The following is a 16,324-nucleotide window of genomic DNA, read 5'->3' as shown; positions in this document are numbered from 1 at the left end:
TTGCTACGGCAACGGCGGCGGGGCGCGAGCCTCGCCGCCTTCTCTTTTGGCGTGGGCTATTGCTCTCTCGCTCGCTCCCGCAGCACGAATTTTTGGACCTTACCGGTCGAGGTTTTCGGGAGCTCCCCAAACATCACCTGCTTCGGCAGCTTGTAGGCGGCGAGCCGCTCGCGGCACCAGGCGATCAGCTCGTCGGCCGAGACCTCTCCGCCTTCCTTGAGCTCGACGAAGGCGACCGGCGTCTCGCCCCATTTCTCGTCGGGTTTGGCCACCACTGCGGCTGCCGAGACGGCGGGGTGTTTGAACAGGACATCCTCGACCTCGATCGACGAGATGTTCTCGCCTCCCGAAATGATGATGTCCTTCGAGCGGTCCTTGAGCTGCACGTAGCCGTCGGGGTGTTTGACCCCGAGATCGCCGGAGCGGAACCAGCCGCCCTTGAAAGCCGCCTTGGTGGATTTTGGATTCTTCAGGTAGCCGCGCATCACGACGTTACCCTGGAACATCACCTCTCCGATGGTCTCACCGTCGGCCGGCAGCGAGGCCATGGTTTCGGGATCGCGCACGTCGAAGGCCTCGAGCACCGGATAGCGCACGCCCTGGCGGGCTTTCTTCTTCGCGCGTTCCTCGGACGGCAGGTCGTTCCAGTCCTCGTGCCATGCGTTGACGACGGCTGGACCGTAGGTTTCGGTCAGCCCGTAGAGATGGGTCACCTCGAACCCGGCCTCGCTCATCGCCGCGAGCACGGCCTCGGGCGGCGGCGCAGCAGCGGTGAGGAAATGGACCCGGTGGGGCAGGGGCTTCTTCTGATCGTCCGGCGCGTTGAGCAGCGTCGACATCACGATCGGCGCACCGGACAGGTGGGTCACCCCATGGTCGACGAGGGCCGTATACATGGCCGGCGCGCGGACCTGCCGCAGGCAGACATGCGTGCCGGCGACGATCGAGAGCGTCCAGGGGAAGCACCAGCCATTGCAGTGGAACATCGGCAGCGTCCAGAGATAGACGGCGTGCTGAGGGATGGCGGCGGTGATGACGTTGCCGAGCGACAGCAGCGCCGCGCCGCGGTGGTGATAGACCACGCCCTTCGGGTCGCCCGTGGTGCCCGAGGTGTAGTTCAGCGAGATCGCGTCCCACTCGTCGCCGGGCATCGCCCAATCGTGATCCGGGTCGCCGCCCGCGAGGAAGGCCTCATAGTCGATCTCGCCCAGCCGCTCGCCCTCGCCGGTGAAGACCGGATCGTCGACGTCGATCACGAAAGGTGCGGCCTTGGCCTTCTTCAGGGCGGCCCGAGCGGTCTTCGAGAATTCGCGGTCGACGATCAGGACCTGGGCCTCGCCGTGATCGAGGCAGAAGCCGATGGCCGCTGCATCGAGGCGGGTGTTCAGCGTGTTCAGGACGGCGCCGGTCATCGGCACGCCGTAGTGGCACTCGATCATCTCGGGCGTGTTGGCGAGAAGCACGGCCACGGTTTCGCCGCGCTTGATCCCACGCCTCGCTAAGGCCGAGGCGAGGCGCCGGGCGCGCATGTAGAGATCCGCGTAGGATCGGCGCAGGTCGCCATGGATCACGGCCGTCTGCTCCGGAAAGGTGCGGGCGGCGCGGTCGAGATAGGCGAGCGGCGTCAGAGGCTGGTAGTTGGCCGGGTTCCGGTCGAGATGCCGGTCGTAGATCGTCTTCTTGGGTTTTGCCGTTTTCGGCTTCTTGGACATGTGCGTTTTCTCCTGATCGGAGAGTAGCCGGAAGCCCTTGGCGATCAACAGGATGACGAGGTCGGCCGAACACGAAAAAGCCCGCGGCGCGTTTCGCACCGCAGGCTCTTCGTGATCGTCGGATCGGGTAGGTTCTGGCTCTAGGCCGGCTGCTTGGTCATCCGGATCTCAGTGAGACCCGAGAAGGACCTTAGCGCTCGTGTCCGTTCAGGAGCTTCTCGATGGCGGCGAGGCCGCTCCGCTCCGCGGCCTCTTCCGTGGTCTGCAGGCGATCTGCCCGCTGGAAGAGTTTGCCGTGTCGGCGAATCGCCCAGGTGAAGTGTCCGGCCGGGCGCTCGCAAGCTGCGATTTCGAGGGTGTAGGGGTTCGCTGAATTGCTGCTCATGGCGAGGGATATAGGGCGCCCACCCTGCCACGGCTACCGCACCGCCGCATATCTCGGTTGCGGACGATCGAAAACGCATCCCTCGGAGGTCCATCGGCGCGGTGGGTGCGATCCCCCGCGCGGTGGGCGGCGGCCCTCCCGGAATTGACATTGCAGGGCCGATCATCGACACGGGTCGCCTCTATAAAGAGCCCCCGCAAGGCGGCGCGCGGACCCGCTGTTGAGGCCCCTCCGGTCGGAATGCCTGCGTGATCGGCACCCTGCACCACTCCCCATCATCGACCGTTCGGACGGCATGACGAGCTTCCCCGCTGCTACCGCGGCATCGCAGGTTGGCGAGACGCGCCCTGGCTTGGTCGGACAGACCATCCGGCTCGCGGAACGGGTGCTGGATCTCGGTGCGGCGAGCCACCTGCGGGCCACGATCCTGCTGGTTGTGCTGGGCCTTGCATGTTTCCTGCCCGGCATCGCCTCGCTGCAGCCGATGGACCGGGACGAGCCGCGCTTCGCCCAGGCCTCCAAGCAGATGCTGGAAACGGGCGATCTCGTTGATATCCGTTTCCAGGGGGAAGCGCGTCACAAGAAGCCGGTCGGCATCTACTGGGCACAGGCGGCCGCCGTCGGCGCGGCCGAGATGCTCGGGGTGCCGGAAGCCCGTAGCCGGATTGTCTTCTACCGGATCCCCTCGCTGCTTGGTGCCCTCGCGGCCGGGCTGCTGGCCTATTGGGCCGCGCTCGCCTTCCTGGAACGCAGGGGCGCGCTGCTCGCCGCAGGCCTGTTCACGGCCTGCATTGACCTCGCGGCAGAAGCTCGCCTTGCCAAGACTGACGCGTTGCTCGCCGCCTGCGCCGTCGCGGCGATGGGCGCGTTGGCGCGGGTCTGGCTCGGGCGCGTGCGGTTGACCCGCGAGCGCGCGCCCGCCGGCCTCGGCACGACATCGATCTTCTGGCTGGCACTGGCGCTCGGCATCCTGGTGAAGGGACCGATGGTGCCGATGTTCGCGGGCCTCGCGATCCTCGTGCTCTGCATCCGCGAGGGCTCGGTCCGCTGGCTGTCCGAGCTGCGCTTCGGACCCGGCCTGCTGCTGGTGTTGGTGATCGTGGCGCCGTGGTTCATCGCCATCGCCTGGAAGACCGGCGGCGAGTTTTTTGCCGCCTCCGTCGGCAAGGACATGCTGGCGAAGGTCGGCTCCGGCACCGAACGGCATTGGGGGCCGCCCGGCTTCTACGCCATTGCCTTCTTCGCCACCTTCTGGCCTGCGGCGGCTTTCTCGGCGCTGGCCATCCCCTTCGCCTGGGTGAATCGCCGCGACGATTACATCGTGTTCCTGCTCGCCTGGATCGTTCCGTCTTGGATCGTGTTCGAGGCGGTCGCGACAAAGCTGCCGCATTACGTGCTGCCGCTCTACCCGGCCGTGGCCATCCTCACTGTTCTTGCCCTGGTACGCGGCGGGTTCGACCCAGACAGGCGCGGCGCGCGGGCCAGCGCGGGTCTCGTGGTGCTGATTCCGGTCGGGCTGACGGTCGGCCTCTCTGCAGTGGCCTGGTCCTTCGATCACAGGCTGCCGCTCACTGCCCTTCCGTTTCTGCTGCTCGCTTGCGTTTTGGCCTGGCTCGCCTGGGCTGCCTTCTCGCGCAGGGCCATCGAGGCGGCGCTCGCGATTGGGATCGCAGCCTCCGTGGTGCTGTCCGCGAGCGTATTCGGGCTGGTGCAGCCGGTACTTGCGAGCCTGAAGGTCTCACCGCGCCTTGGGGCGATCCGCGACGCGTTGCCCTGCAAGGCGCCGCAGGTGGCGACCTTCGGCTATCGTGAGCCGAGCTTCGTCTTCACCATCGGCACCGATCTCGAGATGGTCGAGAGCGGCGAGGCGGTCACCGCCTTCCTCAACCAAGGCGGCTGCCGGCTGATCTTCGTCGAGAGCCGTTATGCGAAGGAGTTCGCTGGAGCCATCGCTGCAGCAAACCTGCATCCGAGCGAAGTCGCGACGGTGTCGGGCTTCAACATCAATACGGGCCGACGTACCGAAGTCACCGCCTATGCGAGCGGACTCGATCCGGTCACGCCGAAGGAAAGCGCTGCGCCGTGACCGACGCGACGTCGCCCTCCGCAGAGCCCCGTCTCAGCGTCGTCATCCCGGTGAAGGACGAGGCCGGCAACATCGCGCCGCTGCTCGCCGAGATCGAGACCGCCTGCGCGGATCTCGTGCCCTTCGAGGTGGTCTATGTCGACGATGGCTCGACCGACGCCACCTTCTCGGAGTTGCAGGCCGCGCGGGCGCACCGGCCCTGGCTCCGGGTGATCCAGCACGACCGCTGCGCCGGCAAGGCAGCCGGTATGCGGACCGGAGTGCGCTATGCCCGCGCGCCCATCATCGCGGTGCTCGACGGCGACTGCCAGAACGATCCGGCCTTCATCCCCGTGATGTACGCGGCCGTTTCCGACGGCGGCGAGACGACGGGCCTCTGCGCTGGCCAGCGCATCGGGCGCAAGGATGGTCGCTTCAAGAGCTGGCAGTCACGCATCGCCAACGGCGTGCGCGGTCGCATCCTCAAGGATGCGACGCGCGACACCGGCTGCGGCTTCAAGGTGTTTCGGCGCGACCTCTATCTCGTGCTGCCCCATTTCGATGGCCTGCACCGCTTCCTGCCGGCCCTCGTGGCGCGCGAGGGCTACAGAGTGACCCATCGCGACGTGATCGACCGGCCGCGTCTCGCCGGCAGCTCGAAATACGGCCTGTTCAACCGCCTCTGGGTCGGGCTGATGGATCTCGCCGGCGTCTGGTGGCTGATCCGCCGCGCCAAGACGATCCCGGCATCGCGCGAGATTTCGGCCGGGAGCCCGAGCGAGGTTCGCTGACGCCATGCTGATCCAGCTCGCCCACGACCTGCCAGCCTATTTCTACGATGTCTTCGTCACGCGGTTCGACTTCTGGCTGGTCTTCGGCATCGGCGCGCAGCTCGTTTTCGGCTCGCGCTTCATCTTGCAGTGGATCGCCAGCGAACGTGCTGGACGCAGCGTGATGCCGCTGTCGTTCTGGTTTCTCTCGATCATCGGCGGCCTGATGACCCTGGTCTACGGCTTCGTGCGCCGCGAGCCGGTGATCATCATCGGACAGGGGCTCTCGACGGGCATCTACCTGCGCAACCTGTCGATGATCTTCCGCGAGCGGCGTAAACCCGCGGTGCCTGCGACAGATCCGGCCGCGACAGAGACGCACTGAGTATCTCGACACGAAGTCTAGCGTAAAGCTAGCTTGTCATGCCCATAATCATTTCTGACTGAACGACGAAAATCCAAGGTATCGGCAAGACATACCGTCCGCAAATTGCCGCATTCATCATGAGTTAATTCATGATGGGACAGCAAGGGCCCGATCAGGCGGCCATATGTCGGACTTTCCCCCCTTCTACGACGACCTCGCGGCGTGCCATGCCGAGCTATGGCGGCTCCTGGAGGAAGGCGTGTCCGATCGGCATAGCGCGTTTCACACCCCGGCGCTCGCGACGGTCGACCCGCACGGGCGTCCCCAGGTCCGCGCCGTTGTGCTGCGCGAGGCCGATCGCGGGGCCGGTACACTGCGCTTCCATTGCGATCGGCGCTCCGAGAAAGCCTCGGAGATCGCGGTTGCAGGAACGGCCGCGCTCCACGTCTACGACTCGGCTGCCAGGATCCAGGTCCGAGTCGACGGGACCGCCAAGCTCCATACTGACGATTGGTTCGCCGAGACCGTCTGGACCCAATCCCAGCCGATGAGCCGCGTCTGTTACGGCATCGCTCCGGGTCCCGGCACTGCCCTGGCGAATGGGGGCGACTACACGCTGCCCGATGCGGACGACGCCATCCTCACCGGCCGGGAGCATTTCTGCGCGGTGGTCATCCGGGCCGAGCGGCTCGAGTTCCTCTATCTCGATACGCGCGGCCATCGCCGCGCCCTCTGGCTGCGCAGCAATGCGGGTTGGGTCGAGACCTGGCTAGCGCCGTAAGGCTCAGCCGGCCTGCGCCATTCGCGCGAAGCCGGCATCGAGATCCGCCTTGAGATCGTCGAGATCCTCGAGGCCGATATGGAAGCGGAGCGCCGGTCCCTCCGCCTGCCAGCGGGTGGCCGTGCGGTAGACCGTCGGATCGAAGGGGATGACGAGGCTCTCGAAGCCGCCCCAGGAAAAGCCCATCCCGAACAGCTCGAGCCCGTCGAGCATGGCGCCGAGCGCCGTGTCCGAGACCGATTTCAGAATGACGCCGAAAAGGCCCGAGGCACCCTTGAAGTCACGCCGCCAGATGGCGTGGCCGGGATCGCTCGGCAGGGCAGGGTGGAGCACCTTCCCGACCTCGGGGCGGCCTTGGAGCCACTCCGCCATGGCGATGCCTCGCTCCCCGTGCTCGCGCAGGCGCAGACCCATGGTCCGCAGGCCCCTGAGGCCCAGGAAAATGTCCTCGGGACCCGCGCAGGGCGCGAAATGCTCGTAGGTGCGCTTCACCGCCGGGTACCAGCGCTCGGTCGCCGAGACGAGGCCGATCAGCAGGTCCGAGCCCCCCGAGAGATATTTGGTGCCGGCCTCCACCGCGATGTCGACGCCGCGCTCGTGCGGCGGGAAGAGCAGGGGGGTCGCCCAGGTATTGTCCATGATCACCGCGCCACCGCGGGCATGGACGGCCTCGGCAATGGCCGGCACATCCTGCATCTCGAAGGTCTGCGAACCCGGCGCCTCGACGAGCACTGCCTTTGTATTGTCGCGCAGGAGCGCGGCAATGCCGGCGCCGACCAGCGGGTCGTAGTACTCGACTTCGACGCCGTAACGCTTGAGCACGCCGTCGCAAAAGATGCGGGTCGGGCGATAGGCGGAATCGGTGACGAGCAGGTGATCGCCGGCACTCACCACCGCCATCAGGGCGACGGTGAGCGCGGACAGACCCGAGGGCGTCAGGACGGTACCCGCTGCCCCGGCGATCTCACTCCAGGCGTCCGAGAGCGCATCCATCGTCGGCGTGCCCGATGTGCCGTACTGGTAGCGCCCGCGCCGGTTCTTGATGTCGTCGTAGCTCGTGAAGAGCACGGTCGAGCCGCGATAGATCGGCGTGTTGACGAATCCGTGCTGCGCGGACGGATCGCGGCCGGCATGGACGAGACGGGTATCGGCCCGAAAGCGGCCGAGATCGCGCGGGGGTGTTTTCGACATCTGCCTTGGCGGAGCTGGGCTTTTGGGGGGAATGACCTTTCAGCCCGCCGGCCGCGGCCGCGTCAACCCAGGCCACACGCATGCCGCGTCTCACAGCCGATGTAACCTTGTGCTTTAACTCGACGAATTAGAGCTTGGCCGAGTCCGTCGGCCAATACCGGGAGACGATTTCGTGCAGTACACCCTCCTCGCGCGTAAGGCCCTGCTGGTCATCGCCCTCACCGCTGCGGCAGCGATGCCCGCACGCGCTGAAGAAGCCTCGACTGCCGAGCAGACCATCGACGTGATGAACAAGCTCTGGGGCAGCCATCCGGGCTTTCGCGCCAACCATGCCAAGGGCGCTGTCGTCGAGGGTCATTTCACGCCGAGCAAGGAGGCCTCCTCGCTGAGCAAGGCCTCGCTGTTCAAGGGATCCGAGGTGCCGGTGACCGCGCGCTTCTCGGACGGCACCGGCGTGCCGACGATTCCCGACGCCTCGTCCGATGGCAACCCGCACGGCCTCGCCATGCGATTCAAGCTTCCGGACGGCGACATGGACGTCGTCACGAACGCGTTGAAGTTCTTCCCCGTCGCCACCGGTGAGGAGTTTCGCGACCTGCTAATCGCCGCTTCGAAGAGCGGTCCCGACGCGCCGAAGCCCACCCCGCTCGAGGCCTTCGTCGCGAGCCATCCGGCCGCCGCCGAAGCCGGCGGGACGGCCAAGACCCCGACGAGCCTCGCGCGCCAGACCTACAACGGCGTCAATGCTTTCGTGTTCGTCGACGCTTCCGGAAAGAAACAGGCCTTCCGCTGGCGCATCGTGCCGGTCGACGGCGAGGAACTGATGCCGGCTGCCGAGGCGGCCAAGCAGGCCCCGAACGTCCTGATGGACGAGATCCGCGCCCGCCTCGCCAAGGGGCCGGTGAGCTACCGCGTCGAGGCACAGCTCGCCGAAGCCGGCGATCCCACCAATGACGCCACCAAGCCCTGGCCGGAGGACCGCAAGAGCGTGACCATGGGCACCCTGACCCTCACCAAGGCGGTGGCCGACAGCGCCGAGGCGGAGAAGCAACTGTTGTTCATGCCGAGCGCCCTCGTCGACGGCGTCGAGGTCTCGGACGATCCGCTGATCGATGCCCGCGTCCAGGCCTATGCGGTCTCGTTCGGCCGCCGCTCTCAGTGAGACCGAGCGGCCGGTGACGAAGCGCTAACCATGCCGCCGGACCCGACATCGGGTTCGACGGCCGATCGCCGGTTTCGTTAACGGGGTGCTCCTATCTTCGGCATCGGTTGCAGGACGACGGGCGGCTCGAGGCCGTCCGACGATCCTGCCACCACGGTTCAGCGGCCTGTCCGGCCGGCCATCGTCGAGTGTGTGCGTTGGGTATCCTGCGTCCTCTGGTCCTCGCCGGCATCACCGGTGCCTCGACCCTCGTCATCGGCTTCGTGGCAGCCGACCGGCTGTCGCATACGCGCTTCCAGGCTCCGCCGGCGCTGACGATCGCTCAGGCGCCGGTTCCGGAGCCGGCCACAACCGGCACGATCGTCCAGAGCGCCGAGGCTCCGGAGACGAAGCCCGTGCGCGCCATGAGCGGCTTCGACACCGAGCGCCTGAACGCCTTGATGCGCGGCGAGGTGCTTCCGGCGCCGGCTCCCGCATCGTCCCGCCGACGCTGACGGCCCTTCCCCCAAGCGATGGCTGACCTGCGCCGGGCCTCTGCCGCCGGGTGCGCGAACGGGTAGAAGACGCGCGAGCCATCCGAAGTGGATGCGTCGCGAAAGGCATTCCCGGTGGGCCTGATCTACGCGCTGTTGGCCTATCTGAGCTGGGGTCTCGTGGTGCCGGTGCATTTCCGGCTGCTCGACGGCGTGTCGCCTCAGGCGATCCTGGCCCACCGCATCGTCTGGTCGGCGGTCTTCGTTACGGTTCTGCTCGTGATCCTGCGTAAGCGGCTGGCGAATCCGTTTCCGCTGCGCCCACGACACGCGCTGCTGATCGGCTCGGCGATGGCCATCGCCGTCAACTGGCTACTCTATCTCACGGCCGTCGGCTCCGGCCACATGCTCGATGCGAGTCTCGGCTACTTCATCAACCCGCTGGTCAACGTCGCCCTCGGCGCGCTGGTGCTCGGTGAGCGGTTGCGGCCGGCGCAGATGCTGGCGGTCGGGATCGCGCTGATCGGCGTCGCCATTGCGCTCGCCATGGCCGGGCGGCTGCCGCTGCTCTCGCTCGGACTCGCGTTGAGCTTCGGGCTCTACGGGCTCCTGCGCAAACTCGTTGCGGTGGACGCGATGATCGGCTTCTACACCGAGACCCTGCTGCTGCTGCCGATTGCGTTGTCCTACGCTCTGCTCGCTCCCGACGCTGTGCCTGCCGATGGGCGGCAATTCGGCCTGTTGCTGCTCACGGGCGTGACCACGGCCTTGCCGCTGATCTGGTTCGCGGCCGCCGCCCAACGCCTCAGCCTCGCGACCCTCGGGCTGATGCAATACATCGCCCCGACCTGCATCATGCTGCTCGGCATCCTGCTCTACGGCGAGACCCCGACGCCCGACCGCATCGTGCTGTTCGCGCTGATCTGGGGCGCCCTGGTGCTCTATGCCGGCGATTCCGTGCTGGCGGCTCGTCGGGCGCGCGCCGCCATGCGAGGGTCGCTGCCGGAGACGAGCCGAGCCTAGCCGCCATGCGCAACAGCCTCACCGATATAGCCGGGATCACGGTCGGCCATGCCGGCGACGAGCGGCTCGGCAGCGGCGTCACCGCGATTCTTTTCGATCAGCCCGCCGTCGCGGCGGTGGATGTCCGCGGCGGCGGTCCCGGCACGCGCGAGACGGACCTGCTCGACCCGGCCGCGACCGTCGTCGCGATCGACGGCCTGAGCCTGTCGGGCGGCTCGACCTTCGGGCTCGATACGGCTGCGGGCATCGTCGCACGCCTCGCCGAGACGGGCAGGGGCTTTCCCATCGGCGACGTGCGCGTGCCGATCGTGCCCGGCGCGATCCTGTTCGATCTCGTCAATGGCGGCGACAAGCGCTGGGGCCGCTTCCCGCCCTATCGCGACCTCGGCTATGCGGCCGCCGTCGCAGCCTCGCAGGACGTTGCGGTCGGAACGGTCGGCGCCGGGCTCGGCGCGCGCACGGCCAACCTCAAGGGCGGCATCGGCACGGCCTCCGCGCTGGTGCCGGACCGGCCGTTCCGCGTCGGAGCCCTCGCGGCGGTCAACGCCTTCGGCCGGGTCACGGTGGGGCAGGGCCCGCATTTCTGGGCGGCGCCGTTCGAGCGCGATGCGGAGTTCGGCGACCTGGGCTTTCCCTCGCCCATGCCGGCGGATGCCTTCACATGGCCACGCGAGGCGCTGCCCGGCACCAACACGACGCTCGCGGTGATCGCCACCGATGCGGCGCTGACCAAGGCCCAGGCGAAGCGGCTCGCGGTGACGGCGCAGGACGGCTTGGCGCGGGCCATCCATCCGATCCACACGCCGCTCGACGGCGACGTGGTCTTTGCGGTCTCGACCGGCCGCGTGCCGCTGGCCGATCCTGTCGGCGACCTCGCCCGGATCGGCGCGATGGCGGCGGACACCCTGGCGCGCGCCGTGGCGATCGGCGTGTACAGCGCGCGGCGCCTGCCCTGCCTCGACCTGCCATCCTGGCGAGAAGTGTTCGGGCAGTAATGGCTCGAGGCGGCTAGCTGCCCGGCTCTTCCCTGGCGTCCGCTAGCAACTGGGCGAGGCCTGAATCGACCTCCGCACCGAGCAGGGCACGCTCGGCGGCGGTGAGATCCTTCGCCCAATTCGGGCCGGCAAATCCCTCCGCGCAGCGCGCCCGCTCGGAGGCGATGAAGGCCTCGGTCTCAGTCGGCTGCGTGCGCATGGCGTGCTGGAACCCGAACCAGGCCGCGCGCTCGACCACGGCGAGGCGGGCGCGCAGTTTGATCATCACTGCCCGATCAGGGCTGACCTCGTCGCTCATCAGTGGCGCTGCTCGCAACGGGTCTTCACGTAGGTGTCCTTGTCGGCGGCGCGTCCGGAGCCCGCCGCGATGGTCGGCCCCTGGATCAGGCATTCCTGCAGAGAGTGCGCCGGACCGGTGACCACGTCCAGCGCCGTATCGCGCGTACAGTCCGGCGCCGCCACCGAGTTGGCGCAGACGAGGGCGACGACGAGGATCGTGTTCATCATGGTGTGGGGTCCCGCAAAAGGGAGGGCGCGGCAAGTGAACCGATGCCGGCAGCAAAAGGCTCCCGAGGCCTTCACGACACGCCCGCCCCAAAATCGCCTCATCTCAGCGATGTCTTCACGCATTCAGGCCTTGGTTGATGCAAGGAAGCAACAATGTCGTTCGATGTCGTTTTCACCCACTCGGCGCGGAGCGCCGCTGCCGACCATGGTGATCTTCCGTCACTCGAAGAGCGCACGCGCGACGAGATCGCCGATCTACCCGGTGAAGGTCTGGAAGAGCTGGAAAAGCACTTCTTCCATTCCTTCGCTCTGGACGACGGAACCGAGTTCATCTGCTCGTTGACTGCCGACGGTGCGGTGCGCGTCGATGCCTGTGCCAACGAGGATGCGCGCGAGGCCGCGTAAAAGCCGTTCGCCGAAAGACTCTGCTGCACCAATCGGCGAGAGGCGCCGCACGCTCGCGGAGCCGGGCGGCTCGATGGCAAGACGGCCTATCATCGACCGCCGATCGAAGCGCTGCGTTTCAGATACCGATCATTTGCGACGCGAACCTGCGCGCTTCGGTCCAGCCTCTGCCGAAGGGGCAAGCGCCTCGATCACCTGCGGAGCGAGATCCTCCGCGATCCGGGCATGGCCCTCGCGGGTGATGTGGATCCCGTCCCACTGATAGCTCTCACGAGGAAAGACCGGGTCGTAGACGATCGACGCGATGCCCCGCTCGTTGAGCCGCGCCACCATGGCCTGGATGTTGGCCGCACGCCGCTCGCGCGTCCCGAAGAAGCGGAGGTCGTTGGCACCGGGTTGGAGCACCACGAGCCGCGTTCCTTCCGGCACCACGGTGTCGAGCCGATTGAGCATGCCCGAGGTCGTGTCGAACGCCCGGCCGGCATTGATCACGCGCAGGTCGAGCCCGCGCTCGCGGAGTAGGGCTTCGAGCCGGGCCGGGTAGGCTGCTGCCTCGCCGACGCCCCAGCCCGAGGTGTTGCTCGCCCCGACCGCGACTACCGTCAGCGCCGCGGCCTGCGCTGCCGGGGCGGTGGCGCCCGTGAGCGCCAGCGCGGACAGGCAGGCCCGCAGCATCGTGCCGAGTCGATTCACGTGTTTCTCCGGCTCGTGGTCGCACGCCCTGTTACGCTGCCGGACGCCTGACCGGAACACCCGGATCAGGCGCCGAGCGCCCGTTCCAGCTCGCCCTTGCTCATGGTCGAGCGTCCCTTGATGCCCTTCGCTCTGGCCTTCTTCAGCAAATCGGCCTTGGTCGGGCCGCCGGAATGCGCCCGGCGTCTCGCGGCGGCCGCCTTGCGGGCAACGTCCTTCGGCTGGCGCGAGTGCTGCTTGCCCTTGGCCCTGTCTGCGCGCTTCTTGGCGGTCGAGCGGGCGTACTCGTCGCCGGACAACGTCTCACGGGCCTTCTTCGGCAGATAGCGCTCGCCGGTCTTGCCGCTCTCGCGGCCCGATTTCGTATCCCACTCCTCCTCGGTCCACTGCTTGAGGTGGTTGTCCTCGGACTTGCCGCCGGCATAGCCGCCGCCCTGTTTTTTATACGCGGCGGTGGCCATCTGGGCCTTGCGTGCCGACCACTGGCCGGGCTTGCCGCCTTTGCTCGATTTCGTGGCCTCGTCTTTGACCCGTTCCCAGAGTTTTGGGTCGGTCTTCTTCGCGGTTCCTGCCATGCGCGCCTCCGAGCGGATCGTCGACCGGTCAAACCGGAGGCCGCCGGTGGTGTTCCAGGCCGCGCGGCCCGCGCTGTGGACCGGGACGTCACGGCTCTGTCATGTCTCCCGCGCCATTGACTCGGCTGGGCTGAAATTCCACGTGCTCGCCGAGTTCCGCCCGAGGTTTACGCGCCGCGAAACGAGAGGACCCGATGTCCGCCACGAATGCTTCCGAGATGCCGAAGGTCTTCATCGACGGCGAAGCCGGCACCACCGGGCTCGGCATCCGTGAGCGTCTGGAACGCGAGGGTCGCGTTCGGCTCGTCAGCATCCCGCACGAGAGCCGCAAGGATGTGGGCGCCAAGCGCGACCTGCTGGCCCAGGTCGATCTCGTCGTGCTCTGCCTGCCCGATGACGCCGCCCGCGAGACGGTGGCGCTGGCCGACGGCCTTCCCGAGGGTGGCCCGCGCATTCTCGATGCCAGCACCGCGCATCGCGTCGCTCCGGGCTGGACTTACGGCTTCCCGGAGCTCGACCGCGGTCAGGCGGACGCCGTCCGCGCGTCGCGTCGCGTCGCTAATCCCGGCTGTTATCCGACCGGCGCCATCGGCCTGCTGCGGCCGCTCGTCGAAGCGGGCCTGATCCCGGCCGACCATCCGATCAGCATCAACGCCGTCAGTGGCTATAGCGGCGGCGGGCGCACGATGATCGAAAGCTACGAGTCCGGGGAGGGCGCACCGTTCCTGCTCTACGGGCTCGGCTTCGGTCACAAGCACCTGCCGGAGACGCAGGCCTATTCGCGGCTGACGCGTCGGCCGATCTTCGTGCCTTCCGTCGGCAACTTCCGGCAGGGCATGCTGGTCAGCATCCCGCTCCACCTCGACACGCTGCCCGGCAAACCTGCGGCTACCGATCTCGAAGCTGCGCTGGTGGCGCATTACGAGGGCGCACGCCTCGTCGAGGTGGTGACCGGTGCCGGCGAGGGCGCGCATCGCGAGCGCATCGAGGCCGAGGCACTCAACGACACCGACCGGCTCGAGCTCCGGGTATTCGGCTCGGACGAGCATCGTCAGGCCGTGCTCGTTGCGAGGCTCGACAATCTCGGCAAGGGTGCCTCGGGGGCGGCGGTGCAGAATATCGGGTTGATGCTCGGCCTCGACTGAGCAGGCATCCGAAAAGACTGCGCCGAGACGGCCCAGAAACCCTCGGCGCCTCCCAGCTGACGCGATCCCGTGCAGGGTTTTCGAGGCCTGCGCCGTGTCGAAACGCTGGCCGAACGACGGGTGTAACGATCTTGATCGCCCCCCTTTGTCCCGCGCAAAGGCTGTAGAACCGAGTGTGCTTCGACAAACCGCGAAATAGCCACGCTTCGTGGCAATCACTCGTTCAGCACAGATTGAATTCATATCGGCAAGTGGTCGCTCTTGGATTGAGAGACGAGCTGGTTCTACAATCGAACAGAAATTGGCCTCCTGCGGAAGCCCTCATCGTTTTCCATTAAAACGCTCGATTATACAGATTCGAGTTCTTGCTCGCAGACATTATCAGGCATATCCTCGGCTCGATCTTTCCTATCAACGTGAGGGCAGGTCAGATATGAGCGAATCCAGCGACGAAACGGCACGACGTGTCACGCTTACTGCAGATATCGTCTCTGCCTATGTCAGCAACAACCATGTACAGAGCGCCGACCTCGCGAAATTGCTGAGTGACGTGCACACGGCCATCTGTGGCGTGACGGCGCTCGCCCCCGCGGCGGAGGCTGCACCAGCCAGGGCGACAGCCCAGGAGATCAGGCGCTCGATCTCGCATGAGCACCTGATCAGTTTCGAGGATGGTAAGCCCTACAAGACCCTGCGGCGCCACCTGACGCTGCGGGGGCTGTCGCCGGAGCAGTACCGCGCGAAATGGGGCCTCAGCCCCGATTATCCGATGACCTCCGCGAGCTACTCGGAGCAGCGCTCGGAACTGGCCCGCGCTCTCGGGCTCGGTCAGCAACGTCGCAAGACCGTCGCCGTGGTGGCATCCGATCCGGTGCTGCAGTCGGTGCCCGTCGAAGCGGGCCCCCCCAAGAAGGCCCGTGCCTCGCGCAAAAAGGACGGCTGAGCCGGCTTCAGACGGACCGGCGCGACCGCGTCAGGCGGACGCCCGGCGCCGGACGCTCCAGCAGTACCTCCCGACGGAAGCGCACCAGCTTCGCCGGCCGTCCGGTGGCGCCGCTGGTGATGCCGTCGGTCTCCTCCACCAATCCCTGCTGAGCTACGAGCCGACGAAAGTTCTGCTTGTGCAGGCGGATGCCCGAGAGCGCCTCCACCGTGCGCTGGAGCTGCAGCAGCGTGAAGGCAGGCGGCATCAGCTCGAACACGACAGGACGATACTTGATCTTGCCGCGCAGGCGCCCGATCGCGGTGGCGAGCACGCGGCGGTGGTCGAGGGCCATCGGCTGGCCAGTCACGGCGTGATCGGCAGGATCGGCGGTGCCGCCCTGACCCCTGGCCTCCGGGATCAGCCCGGCCTCAAACAGCAATTCGTAGCGCTCGAGCACCCGCTCCTCGTTCCAGGTGCCCCCGAAATTGAGGCCGACGCGGTCCTCGCGCTGGCGCCGCAGCTTGGTGTCCGAGCCCTGGGCGATCCAGGCGGCGAGCCGCGGCTCGATCTCGGAGAGAGCCGGCGGCCGGCCCTCGCGAAAATCCTCCCAGGGCAGGAAGCGGTACCAGTTGCGCCAGGTCGGCTCGAGATCGGGGGCGGTCTCGCCGGTAGCCCGCGCCTCGCGGGTCAGGGCGAGATAGGCGACCGAGAGCAGGTGGACGGCGTCGGATCCGGGCCCGGCTGCCTTCCGGTCGCGGTCGCCGAAGGTGTAGAGCTGCTCGACATAGCCGAGCCGCGCTTGCGTCTGACGCTCGACCCAGGCGCGCAGGCCGCGCTCCAGCGTCGGGTGCTCGGAGACCAGGGGGCCGGAGGGCAGGCCGGTCTCGCGGCCCTTGGCCTGGCCGGGGACGGGCACCGTGAGTGCGCGGGGCTCGCCGTCGGTGGCGGCGAGGATGACCGCGACGAGGCCGACGGAGGACGCACCGGCCGAGGATGGCGCGGCGGCGCGCACCTCCGCGCCTTGTGAGGCGGCCCGGATCGTCTCCGCCGTCGTCATCGCGTCAGTCTCTCCCGCGGATCTCTTTAAACGCCACCGCTATAGCGGACGGGTCCGCTTCCTCGTCAACGTCCGGTTTCCGATTGCGCGTGG

At 67.5% G+C, this 16,324-nt stretch carries 19 protein-coding genes; 11 read left to right on the top strand and 8 right to left on the bottom strand.

Annotation, left to right across the window (positions count from 1 at the left end):
- Positions 1-56: 56 nt before the first annotated feature.
- Together HCU64_RS13845 and HCU64_RS13840 are read right to left on the bottom strand one after the other, a co-directional pair.
- Positions 57-1,712, bottom strand: coding sequence for an acyl-CoA synthetase (locus HCU64_RS13845; protein ID WP_233384570.1), 1,656 nt, complete (start codon positions 1,710-1,712; stop codon positions 57-59).
- Positions 1,713-1,902: 190 nt separating this feature from the next.
- Positions 1,903-2,097 (bottom strand): hypothetical protein, encoded by a 195-nt coding sequence (locus tag HCU64_RS13840; protein ID WP_233384569.1) that lies wholly within the window; start codon positions 2,095-2,097, stop codon positions 1,903-1,905.
- 295 nt (positions 2,098-2,392) lie between these two features.
- On the opposite strand from HCU64_RS13840, the gene HCU64_RS13835 reads away from it, so the two are divergent.
- From HCU64_RS13835 to HCU64_RS13820, 4 genes are all read left to right on the top strand, one after another.
- The gene (locus HCU64_RS13835) at positions 2,393-4,183 is read left to right on the top strand and encodes an ArnT family glycosyltransferase (protein WP_233384568.1); all 1,791 of its coding nucleotides are present in this window, start codon (positions 2,393-2,395) and stop codon (positions 4,181-4,183) included.
- Positions 4,180-4,953 carry a glycosyltransferase gene (locus tag HCU64_RS13830; protein ID WP_233384567.1) on the top strand — a complete coding sequence of 258 codons (774 nt, stop codon included), beginning with the start codon at positions 4,180-4,182 and terminating at the stop codon, positions 4,951-4,953. The genes HCU64_RS13835 and HCU64_RS13830 overlap by 4 nt, the downstream gene beginning before the upstream one ends.
- A gap of 4 nt (positions 4,954-4,957) precedes the next feature.
- Positions 4,958-5,317, top strand: a complete 360-nt coding sequence (locus HCU64_RS13825; protein WP_233384566.1) for a lipid-A-disaccharide synthase N-terminal domain-containing protein — start codon at positions 4,958-4,960, stop codon at positions 5,315-5,317.
- A gap of 166 nt (positions 5,318-5,483) precedes the next feature.
- Positions 5,484-6,080, top strand: a complete 597-nt coding sequence (locus HCU64_RS13820; RefSeq protein ID WP_233384565.1) for a pyridoxamine 5'-phosphate oxidase family protein — start codon at positions 5,484-5,486, stop codon at positions 6,078-6,080.
- A gap of 3 nt (positions 6,081-6,083) precedes the next feature.
- Here the strand turns inward: HCU64_RS13820 and metC are convergent, their stop codons facing one another.
- Entirely contained in the window at positions 6,084-7,271 is a 1,188-nt protein-coding gene (gene metC, locus HCU64_RS13815) for a cystathionine beta-lyase (RefSeq protein ID WP_233384564.1), read from the bottom strand.
- A gap of 235 nt (positions 7,272-7,506) precedes the next feature.
- On the opposite strand from metC, the gene HCU64_RS13810 reads away from it, so the two are divergent.
- From HCU64_RS13810 to HCU64_RS13795, 4 genes are all read left to right on the top strand, one after another.
- The gene (locus tag HCU64_RS13810) at positions 7,507-8,433 is read left to right on the top strand and encodes a catalase family peroxidase (RefSeq protein ID WP_233384763.1); all 927 of its coding nucleotides are present in this window, start codon (positions 7,507-7,509) and stop codon (positions 8,431-8,433) included.
- Between the two features lie 197 nt (positions 8,434-8,630).
- Entirely contained in the window at positions 8,631-8,927 is a 297-nt protein-coding gene (locus HCU64_RS13805) for a hypothetical protein (RefSeq protein WP_233384563.1), read from the top strand.
- 114 nt (positions 8,928-9,041) lie between these two features.
- Entirely contained in the window at positions 9,042-9,929 is an 888-nt protein-coding gene (rarD, locus tag HCU64_RS13800; RefSeq protein ID WP_233384562.1) for an EamA family transporter RarD, read from the top strand.
- Between the two features lie 5 nt (positions 9,930-9,934).
- Positions 9,935-10,924: a P1 family peptidase gene (locus tag HCU64_RS13795; protein WP_233384561.1), complete on the top strand. Its 990-nt coding sequence runs from the start codon at positions 9,935-9,937 to the stop codon at positions 10,922-10,924.
- Positions 10,925-10,937: 13 nt separating this feature from the next.
- Here the strand turns inward: HCU64_RS13795 and HCU64_RS13790 are convergent, their stop codons facing one another.
- On the bottom strand, positions 10,938-11,222 hold the full coding sequence (locus tag HCU64_RS13790) for a hypothetical protein (RefSeq protein ID WP_442785960.1): 285 nt from the start codon (positions 11,220-11,222) through the stop codon (positions 10,938-10,940).
- Positions 11,222-11,428 (bottom strand): hypothetical protein, encoded by a 207-nt coding sequence (locus HCU64_RS13785; RefSeq protein WP_233384761.1) that lies wholly within the window; start codon positions 11,426-11,428, stop codon positions 11,222-11,224. Before HCU64_RS13785 ends, HCU64_RS13790 begins: the two co-directional genes overlap by 1 nt.
- 156 nt (positions 11,429-11,584) lie before the next feature.
- Here HCU64_RS13785 and HCU64_RS13780 point away from each other — a divergent pair, with 156 nt between their 5' ends.
- Entirely contained in the window at positions 11,585-11,836 is a 252-nt protein-coding gene (locus HCU64_RS13780) for a hypothetical protein (protein ID WP_233384560.1), read from the top strand.
- 129 nt (positions 11,837-11,965) lie between these two features.
- Here HCU64_RS13780 and HCU64_RS13775 read toward each other — a convergent pair whose 3' ends face one another.
- Together HCU64_RS13775 and HCU64_RS13770 are read right to left on the bottom strand one after the other, a co-directional pair.
- Positions 11,966-12,529, bottom strand: a complete 564-nt coding sequence (locus HCU64_RS13775) for a GDSL-type esterase/lipase family protein (protein WP_233384559.1) — start codon at positions 12,527-12,529, stop codon at positions 11,966-11,968.
- Between the two features lie 65 nt (positions 12,530-12,594).
- Positions 12,595-13,104: a hypothetical protein gene (locus tag HCU64_RS13770; protein ID WP_233384558.1), complete on the bottom strand. Its 510-nt coding sequence runs from the start codon at positions 13,102-13,104 to the stop codon at positions 12,595-12,597.
- 194 nt (positions 13,105-13,298) lie between these two features.
- Here HCU64_RS13770 and argC point away from each other — a divergent pair, with 194 nt between their 5' ends.
- Complete coding sequence (gene argC, locus HCU64_RS13765; protein WP_233384557.1) at positions 13,299-14,249, top strand: N-acetyl-gamma-glutamyl-phosphate reductase; 951 nt, start codon at positions 13,299-13,301, stop codon at positions 14,247-14,249.
- Between the two features lie 433 nt (positions 14,250-14,682).
- Complete coding sequence (locus HCU64_RS13760) at positions 14,683-15,192, top strand: MucR family transcriptional regulator (RefSeq protein ID WP_233384556.1); 510 nt, start codon at positions 14,683-14,685, stop codon at positions 15,190-15,192.
- 7 nt (positions 15,193-15,199) lie between these two features.
- Here the strand turns inward: HCU64_RS13760 and HCU64_RS13755 are convergent, their stop codons facing one another.
- Entirely contained in the window at positions 15,200-16,231 is a 1,032-nt protein-coding gene (locus HCU64_RS13755) for an NUDIX hydrolase (RefSeq protein ID WP_233384555.1), read from the bottom strand.
- Positions 16,232-16,324: the final 93 nt, after the last annotated feature.

This window comes from Methylobacterium sp. C25 (assembly GCF_021352225.1).
Classification (GTDB): Bacteria; Pseudomonadota; Alphaproteobacteria; order Rhizobiales; family Beijerinckiaceae; genus Methylobacterium.
This window is presented reverse-complemented; position numbering and strand designations above follow the sequence as displayed.

Coding starts and splice junctions, on each gene's coding strand:
- HCU64_RS13845 (WP_233384570.1), bottom strand. CDS start 1,712: ATGTCCAAGAAGCCGAAAACGGCAAAACCCAAGAAGACGATCTACGAC.
- HCU64_RS13840 (WP_233384569.1), bottom strand. CDS start 2,097: ATGAGCAGCAATTCAGCGAACCCCTACACCCTCGAAATCGCAGCTTGC.
- HCU64_RS13835 (WP_233384568.1), top strand. CDS start 2,393: ATGACGAGCTTCCCCGCTGCTACCGCGGCATCGCAGGTTGGCGAGACG.
- HCU64_RS13825 (WP_233384566.1), top strand. CDS start 4,958: ATGCTGATCCAGCTCGCCCACGACCTGCCAGCCTATTTCTACGATGTC.
- HCU64_RS13820 (WP_233384565.1), top strand. CDS start 5,484: ATGTCGGACTTTCCCCCCTTCTACGACGACCTCGCGGCGTGCCATGCC.
- metC (WP_233384564.1), bottom strand. CDS start 7,271: ATGTCGAAAACACCCCCGCGCGATCTCGGCCGCTTTCGGGCCGATACC.
- HCU64_RS13810 (WP_233384763.1), top strand. CDS start 7,507: ATGCCCGCACGCGCTGAAGAAGCCTCGACTGCCGAGCAGACCATCGAC.
- HCU64_RS13795 (WP_233384561.1), top strand. CDS start 9,935: ATGCGCAACAGCCTCACCGATATAGCCGGGATCACGGTCGGCCATGCC.
- HCU64_RS13790 (WP_442785960.1), bottom strand. CDS start 11,222: ATGAGCGACGAGGTCAGCCCTGATCGGGCAGTGATGATCAAACTGCGC.
- HCU64_RS13785 (WP_233384761.1), bottom strand. CDS start 11,428: ATGAACACGATCCTCGTCGTCGCCCTCGTCTGCGCCAACTCGGTGGCG.
- HCU64_RS13780 (WP_233384560.1), top strand. CDS start 11,585: ATGTCGTTCGATGTCGTTTTCACCCACTCGGCGCGGAGCGCCGCTGCC.
- HCU64_RS13770 (WP_233384558.1), bottom strand. CDS start 13,104: ATGGCAGGAACCGCGAAGAAGACCGACCCAAAACTCTGGGAACGGGTC.
- argC (WP_233384557.1), top strand. CDS start 13,299: ATGTCCGCCACGAATGCTTCCGAGATGCCGAAGGTCTTCATCGACGGC.
- HCU64_RS13760 (WP_233384556.1), top strand. CDS start 14,683: ATGAGCGAATCCAGCGACGAAACGGCACGACGTGTCACGCTTACTGCA.
- HCU64_RS13755 (WP_233384555.1), bottom strand. CDS start 16,231: ATGACGACGGCGGAGACGATCCGGGCCGCCTCACAAGGCGCGGAGGTG.